The organism is Clostridium tepidiprofundi DSM 19306 (genome assembly GCF_001594005.1).
Taxonomy (GTDB): Bacteria; Bacillota; Clostridia; order Clostridiales; family Clostridiaceae; genus Clostridium_AC; species Clostridium_AC tepidiprofundi.
Genome location: NZ_LTBA01000065.1, coordinates 1 through 7,288, shown reverse-complemented (window position 1 = coordinate 7,288; position 7,288 = coordinate 1). Strand labels below are relative to the sequence as shown.

At 28.4% G+C, this 7,288-nt stretch carries 5 protein-coding genes; 2 read left to right on the top strand and 3 right to left on the bottom strand.

Translation table 11 applies throughout. The features are described from left to right. Positions 1–228: 228 nt before the first annotated feature. Positions 229–930 (bottom strand): hypothetical protein, encoded by a 702-nt coding sequence (locus tag CLTEP_RS12755; RefSeq protein WP_066827305.1) that lies wholly within the window; start codon positions 928–930, stop codon positions 229–231. 507 nt (positions 931–1,437) lie between these two features. On the opposite strand from CLTEP_RS12755, the gene CLTEP_RS12750 reads away from it, so the two are divergent. Then, positions 1,438–1,791, top strand: coding sequence for a hypothetical protein (locus CLTEP_RS12750; protein WP_066827304.1), 354 nt, complete (start codon positions 1,438–1,440; stop codon positions 1,789–1,791). 39 nt (positions 1,792–1,830) lie between these two features. Here CLTEP_RS12750 and CLTEP_RS12745 read toward each other — a convergent pair whose 3' ends face one another. Continuing rightward, positions 1,831–3,438 carry an amidohydrolase gene (locus CLTEP_RS12745; protein ID WP_066827303.1) on the bottom strand — a complete coding sequence of 536 codons (1,608 nt, stop codon included), beginning with the start codon at positions 3,436–3,438 and terminating at the stop codon, positions 1,831–1,833. An 898-nt stretch (positions 3,439–4,336) separates the two neighbouring features. On the opposite strand from CLTEP_RS12745, the gene CLTEP_RS12740 reads away from it, so the two are divergent. Beyond that, entirely contained in the window at positions 4,337–6,844 is a 2,508-nt protein-coding gene (locus CLTEP_RS12740) for an MBL fold metallo-hydrolase (protein ID WP_066827302.1), read from the top strand. Between the two features lie 94 nt (positions 6,845–6,938). Here CLTEP_RS12740 and tnpA read toward each other — a convergent pair. After that, a partial coding sequence (gene tnpA / locus CLTEP_RS12735; RefSeq protein ID WP_066827300.1) for an IS200/IS605 family transposase occupies positions 6,939–7,288 on the bottom strand: 350 nt, incomplete at its 5' end.

Genomic DNA, 7,288 nt, shown 5'->3' with positions numbered 1-7,288 from the left:
ATAATTTCACTCCTGTTGTTAAAGTTTGTATTCAAAATAATTTATACAACAAAAAGTGAAATTTGTCTCTATTTTTTATGAAATTATTTAATTGTAAATATATGTTATGAAATTTTCTCAACTATAGCTGTTAAAATAGAATTAATGGGCCAATAAAATATTTTAGTTAAATCTGAATAATGAAATTATAGTTTATTATTCAGATTTAATCCATGTAATTCAATTATTTTAAATCTTATGAATTTTACTATTTCTAATGATATAATATTCTTTTTTTCCATGAATATAGACTACTATTTGAGATTTATCATTTATATGAACGGAAGGACTTCCATCAAAAATAGTCTCATTTAAATTAACATATGATATATTTCCATTTTTAAAATTCCATTTATATATTGTTGTTTGTTCACCTGGTGAACTATATACAGAAATTGTTTCTAGTTTTCCATCATTATCTATATCTTTTTCATAGGTATAACCATCCATTGATATCAGTATTTTAGGTGTTTTATTTACCACTATAAAATATGTTGTTTTAGCATAGTTAGCCCCCATTACTTCCACAAATTTGTAAACTGATGACTTATAATTTAAATTGGTTTTAGTTACTAGTAAACGAAGTCTTGATAAATCCTTAATTTGTTTATTGTATAAGGAACTTCCTAAAAAGTAGTTTATATTTTTTATTGTAATATACGAGGATACATAATCTACTCTATTAATAGTATTGTAATAAAGTTTTTGCGTTATATCATCAATTGTGTGTTTATACATAATCTTTTCTGTCTTATTAATTTTAACAGTATCTAATTTCTTATATAAAAAAGATTTTTGTGTATAATTTATAATAAATGTATGGCTTAAAAATGTATTCAAAATGATTATACTCATGGCAATACTCAATAGTATAATTACTGTTTTTTTCATATTTTTACATTCCTTTCGCTTTGCTCAATGCACGGCAATATTATACCATAAAATAACTAAAATGATAACATATTCATCAAATTTACATTGTATAAGAATAAAGTGTAAATCCAATATGACCTTCAAAATAGAACGCCTTTATTTGCACTTTGATAAACGGTGCATTAAATAAAGGGAATTTTTATTTTTTACCGAAGTTTTATAATATAATACAACTATTACTTGTAATTAAGAGAGGGTGAATGATGAAGAGAAGTGAATTTGACAGGTTAAATCAACTAGAGCAAATTAATTTGTGAATAAAAAATATAAATTTCACAAATATATAAGTTTTTATAGTATAATATCATTAAATGTTTTGTGCAAAATAGGAATTATACATTATAGAAAAAAGAGGGTAATTGTTTTTTATTTAAAAAAACTCTGTAACCCTTGATATATAAATAAAAATTTAAGAAAAGTAGTGTAAATACTTTACAATATCATCAATTTTGGAGGGGGACTTATATGGAAATACTAAAAATTATCATTTTTGCTGTAATAACTTTGATAGTATACTATTTACTTAATAGGATTTTATTGAGGAAAATAAAGATAAATAAGTGGATAGTATTATTGCTTGCACTTGTATCAATGATAATTCCTATAGTGCTTAAATTAGATCCAGCTGGATTTGCAAGTAAATATATTTTCTCAGGAATGTTTTTGATGTTTTTCTTATGGTTTTTAGATTTGATAGGATTGAATAGAAGGATGCAAAAAGAAGGAGAGAAAATTACACGTACAAGAATTGAAAGAAAAAAGAGAAAGAATGATATAATAAGACCAAAGGCGAAACCAAACAGAGTTAAAAATAAATAGGAGATTGCAAAACAATGCAATCTCCTATTATTCACGAAACTAGGAAACACTAAATTTTTTTTCACCACCAACATATGTTGCAAGTACTGTTATGTCTTTTATTTTATCGGGTGATATTTTAAGTATGTTGTCTGATATAACTACAAAATCAGCTAATTTACCATTTTCAATTGAGCCTTTTATATTTTCTTCAAAACTTGCATATGCAGAACCAAGAGTAAAACACTTTAGGGCATCGTATACTGAAATGCATTGTTTTTTATACCAACCTTCTTTAGGATTTCCGGTTATGTCTTTTCTAGTTACAGCAGCATATATGCCTTCAAAAGGGTTAAAAGATTCTATAGGAGCGTCAGAACTGAATGCAACATGAATATCATTTTTTAACATATCATTCCAAGCGTAGCTATCTTTAGCCCTAGCATTTCCTACAGCTTTTTTAACAATAGTGTAGTCGCTCATTACAAAGCAAGGCTGAACAGAGGCTATAGCACCTATTTCTTTGAATTTTTTTATTAATTTGTTATTAGTAAATTGACAGTGTATAACTATATTTCTTAATTTAGATTTACTGTTTAATTTATATATATTTTCATACGAATTGAGAATTTGTTCTATAGCATTGTCACCAATAGCATGAGCAGCTATTTGAAAACCAGCATTATAAGCGGCAAGAGTTATTTTATTCAATTGATGGCTAGAATATATTAAAACTCCATTTGAATGGACATCGCAGTATTCTTCCTTCATAGCTGCAGTTCTCCCACCTAGGGAACCATCTAAAAATAATTTTATCGGTCCTATTTTAAATTTATCATTTCCAATTCCAGTTTTTAAATTCATATATGTAGCTTCATTTATGCTTTTTTCATCAGGTAAAGCTAATTGGAGATTTACTCTAACTGGTAGTGCATTTTCTTGTTCAAGTTCTCTATAAGCACATATTAAGGGTTCAAGTGCTCTTGAATGTGTAACATCTTCAGTTTGTATACTAGTAATGCCTACTTTTAGTAAATCTTCAAAAGAATTTTTTAATAACGTTTTTATTGTATCTTTTTTCATAGGGGGAAGAATATTAAATATTAAGTTTAACGCATTTTCACGTAATATTCCTGTGGGTATACCATTTTCTTTATCAACTATTCCACCTTCAGTATTAGGTGTATTGGAGTTTATGCCGGTAAGTTCTAATGCTTTTGAATTAGCAACTCCTATGTGACCACATACCCTCGAGAAAAATATAGGGTATTCGCAGCTTATTTTATCTAGGTCGTATCTTGTTGGAAGTTTTTTTTCAATAAATAGATTTTCATTCCAACCCCTAGAAATTATCCAGTCATTTTTATGTGGATTGTTTTCAACTATATATTCTTTAGTTTTAGATATCATGGTTTCAATTGAATCTACATTGTAAATATTAACATTATTCTTTGTTACTGCATAATTAAGAAAATGCATGTGAGAATCGTTAATACCAGGTATAACAGTTTTCCCTTTTAAGTCTACAATTTCATTAGCATCCTTAATAATTTTAAGTATTTCATCATTACTACCAACATAGGTAAAAACATTATTTTCAACAATAAATGCTTGAGCTATTTTATTATTATTCATAGTTATTATATTACCATTAATAAATGCAATCATTTTTTTACTCCTTTACTATTTAATGTTTAACATAATTGAATATACCATATGTTTGACAGGGTTTCAATAAGGTGGTAGTATAGCGATAAAGCAGAGAACAAGGGGAAGGGCAGGAATTAGGGGCGAGACTTTAAGTCTCTAACTAAGTTACAATCTGCTTTGGCGATTGGTGATTGGCGATTGGTGATTTTGGTTTAGTCTACAGCTTATCTAATCTCAAATCACTAGTCCCCAGTCTCCAGTACAGATTTGCAACTTGAAAACTATTATCTATTTAAAAATAAAGTGTGCTAGAGGGCTAGACGGCTAGTACAGATTTGACATTTGTGTGCCAGTATCTGTTTTAGGTACTAGAAATGAAGCAAGTTTGCCAGGTTGCTAGAGGGCCAGAGGGCTAGTACAGATTTGCAACTTGAAAACTAGTATATATTTAAGAACAAAGTTCTAAGTATTAGTTTTCATCAAAGTCACAATCTACTTTGGCGATTGGTGATTGGTGATTTTGGTTTAGTCTCCAGCTTATCTAATCCCAAATCCCTAGTTCCCAGTCTCCAGTACAGATTTACAACTTGAAAACTATTATCTATTTAAGAACAAAGTTCTAAGTATTAGTTTTCATCAAAGTCACAATCTACTTTGGCAATTGGTGATTGGCGATTGGTGACTTTATCTTAGTCTCCAGTCTCTAGTCTCTAACACAAATTTGTGACTTGGTAACCAGTATCTGTTTTAGGTATTGGGTGCTAGGAGGAAAAAGAAGGGACTAGGGAAAATTAAGTTTAACATAAAAATTTCTATATGCTGCATTTTTCGTTATAATATATTATGATAAAAATCTAAATTACGAATTGAAGTTTGAGTCATAATAAGAATATATATGATGGGAGTTTGAGATTTTATGAAGATTTCTTTTTTAGGTGGAGCGTATGAAGTTGGTGCGAGCTGCATATTAGTAAACATAGATGGTAAAAATATATTGATGGATTCAGGTATAAGACAGAGTATGAGTAAAGATCCTATGCCTGATTTTAGAACAATTCAAGAAAATGGTGGAGTTGACGCAATAGTAATAAGTCATGCTCACTTGGATCATATAGGAACATTGCCAATAATAAGTAAAGAGTACCCAAATGCAAGAATTTATATGAATAATATGACAAAGGATTTGGTAAGAGTTCTTTTATATGATAGTTTAAAAATAATGAATAATAGAGAGGCTGAAATTCCTCTTTACGCAGATATTGATGTTGAAAATATGCTAAACAGGATTTTTACAATAAACTATCAAGTTGAATTTGAAATATTTGATGATATAAGGTTGACATTCTATAATGCAGGTCATATTGCTGGTGCGAGCTGTATTTATTTAAAAGGTAAAGAATGTGCTGTGTTTTATTCAGGTGATTTTTCTGTGTTTTCGCAGAAAAGCATTGAGGGAGCTAAGATACCTAGATTAAGACCAGATATAGGTATTTTTGAGGCGACGTATGGTGACAAACTTCATTCAAATAGAGAAATAGAAGAGGAAAGATTGATTGATATAGTTAATAGATGTATAAGTGAAAATGGTCATATGCTTATTCCTGCGTTTGCACTTGGAAGAGCGCAAGAGGTTATTTTAATACTAAAAAAGGCTATGAATACAAAAAAAATCAAGAAGGTTAATATATATGTTGATGGTATGATTAAAGATATTAATAGGATGTATAAAAGAAACCCTCTGTATTTGAAAAATGTTATAGGTAAAAAGATTTTGAGGGGTATAGAACCTTTTTACGATGACAATATTAAGCCAATACAAAACAAGGAACAAAGAGAGAGTATTTTTAAAAGCAAGGAAAGCTGTATTGTTATTTCAAGTTCAGGTATGTTGACAGGGGGACCAAGTCAATATTATGCGGAGAAACTTGCAAGTAAAGATAATGGATATATAGTTATAACTGGGTATCAGGATGAGGAGGCACCAGGAAGAAAATTATTGAATTTACTTAAGAAATCTCCTGAGGATAGAACTTTAGAGATAAATAACAAAATAATACCTGTTAAATGCAAAATAGAAAGGGTGGGATTATCTGCACATGCAGATAAAGGTGAAATAAAAGCAGTTATTTCTCGATTAATGCCAAAAAATATTTTTCTTGTTCATGGTGATAGCAATATTATTTCGGAGTTTTCTAATGAATTAAATAAGGAAATACAAAGAAGAATATACACTCCTAAAAGTGGTGAAAGCTTTGATATTAATATAAAGAATCCAAGAAAACAATTTAAAAAGAATATTAATGCTGTAATGGACAATAACGAAATAATTACTTCAGAAAATATAAATTTACTATGGATGTTTGTTAGAGAAAATTATAACGAAAGATTATTTACTGTTGAAGAGTTAATGTATATATGGTATGGAAAATATTACAAGGAACTATGTAGTGAGGATATTATAAAAGATTTACAAGAATTAATAATAGCAACTCCATACTTTGATAATGATATAAGAAGATTATTTTTATTCAAAGCTTGTAGCAGAGAAGATGTTGAAGAGGCGTTAAAGCCAAGCGAATTGAAGCAGAATGAAGTAAATGAATTAGCTATCGAATATTTTAAAGAGTATAACTTTAAGAAGATAGGATTGATTCTTGGAGAAAAAAAGATTGTTTTAAATTTTGATTTTCCAAAGGCAGTAAGCGATTCCATAAAAAATAAGATACATGAATTAGAAGAACATACTAAATGGAAGGTTGAAATAAATGAACAAACTAACAAGAATGCAGCAGAAATATTAATACGACAGTTTCTTGAAAACACTAGCATAAAGAAAATTTCATTTTTCCCAGTAGAAAATGAATTTGTTGTTCAGTTAAATGAAACATATAGTAATGGTAAACATATATGCGATGAATTTAAGAAAATTACAGGTATAAATTTAAAAATTCTAGATGTAAACAATAATAATAACAATATAATTAAGGGAGAATTTATTATAAACACTAGTAATGCACAAGTTATAGAACAAAATAAGGCATTTAGTATTATTGATGAAGAATTCAAATATGAAGAGTTTAGACCATATAAGAAAAGTATAAAAACTAATGGCAATGGAAAGTTTATTGAACTTGCTTTTATATCTCCAGTTATTGGTAACAGATATAAAGAAAAGGTGAAAGAATTAGCCATGAAAACAGGATGGAACTTTGTTATTGGTAAGTCAGCAAATCAAAATGAAATAATAAATTTTGCTATTAGATTATGCAATAGAAAAAATATACTGTTAAAGAAAAATCCATCTTTTAATGCTTCTAGTTTGCAGGTTATTTTAAAAATTTCAGAAGAAATAGATGATAAGTTATTTGAAGATATTAAAAATGAATTTGAACACAATACAGGATGCGTTCTGATCATAAAGTAAAGAACTTATTTTATAGATTAATGCGTAAAACCATTGTGCCTTGTGCCTGTGGATGTAAGCATTTTAAAGAGAGTGAGTTCGATACTCACTCTCTTTAATTCTTTTGGTTTTGTATATATTTTTGAATTATTTCAGAACTTACTGTACCAGCAGTTCCGACATAATAACCTTTGCTCCATAGACCACTACCCCAAAATTTAGATTTCTTTAAATTTGGAAAACCTTTAAAAATCCAATATACTGACACACTTTTAAGTATTTTTACTATTTCAGTAGGTGCTATTGTTGAAGGAGCAGATATAAATAAGTGTACATGGTCAGGCATTATTTCTTGTTCTATTAACTCAAAACCATAGTTGTAACAAGTAGTTTGAAATATCTTTAATAATTCAGTTTCTAATTCATCTTTGAATACAGAATGTCTATATTTAGGGCAGAAAACTA

Bases quoted from the DNA above. Each gene is read 5' to 3' on its own strand.
- CLTEP_RS12740 (WP_066827302.1), top strand. From the start codon at position 4,337: ATGAAGATTTCTTTTTTAGGTGGAGCGTATGAAGTTGGTGCGAGCTGC.
- CLTEP_RS12750 (WP_066827304.1), top strand. From the start codon at position 1,438: ATGGAAATACTAAAAATTATCATTTTTGCTGTAATAACTTTGATAGTA.
- CLTEP_RS12755 (WP_066827305.1), bottom strand. From the start codon at position 930: ATGAAAAAAACAGTAATTATACTATTGAGTATTGCCATGAGTATAATC.
- CLTEP_RS12745 (WP_066827303.1), bottom strand. From the start codon at position 3,438: ATGATTGCATTTATTAATGGTAATATAATAACTATGAATAATAATAAA.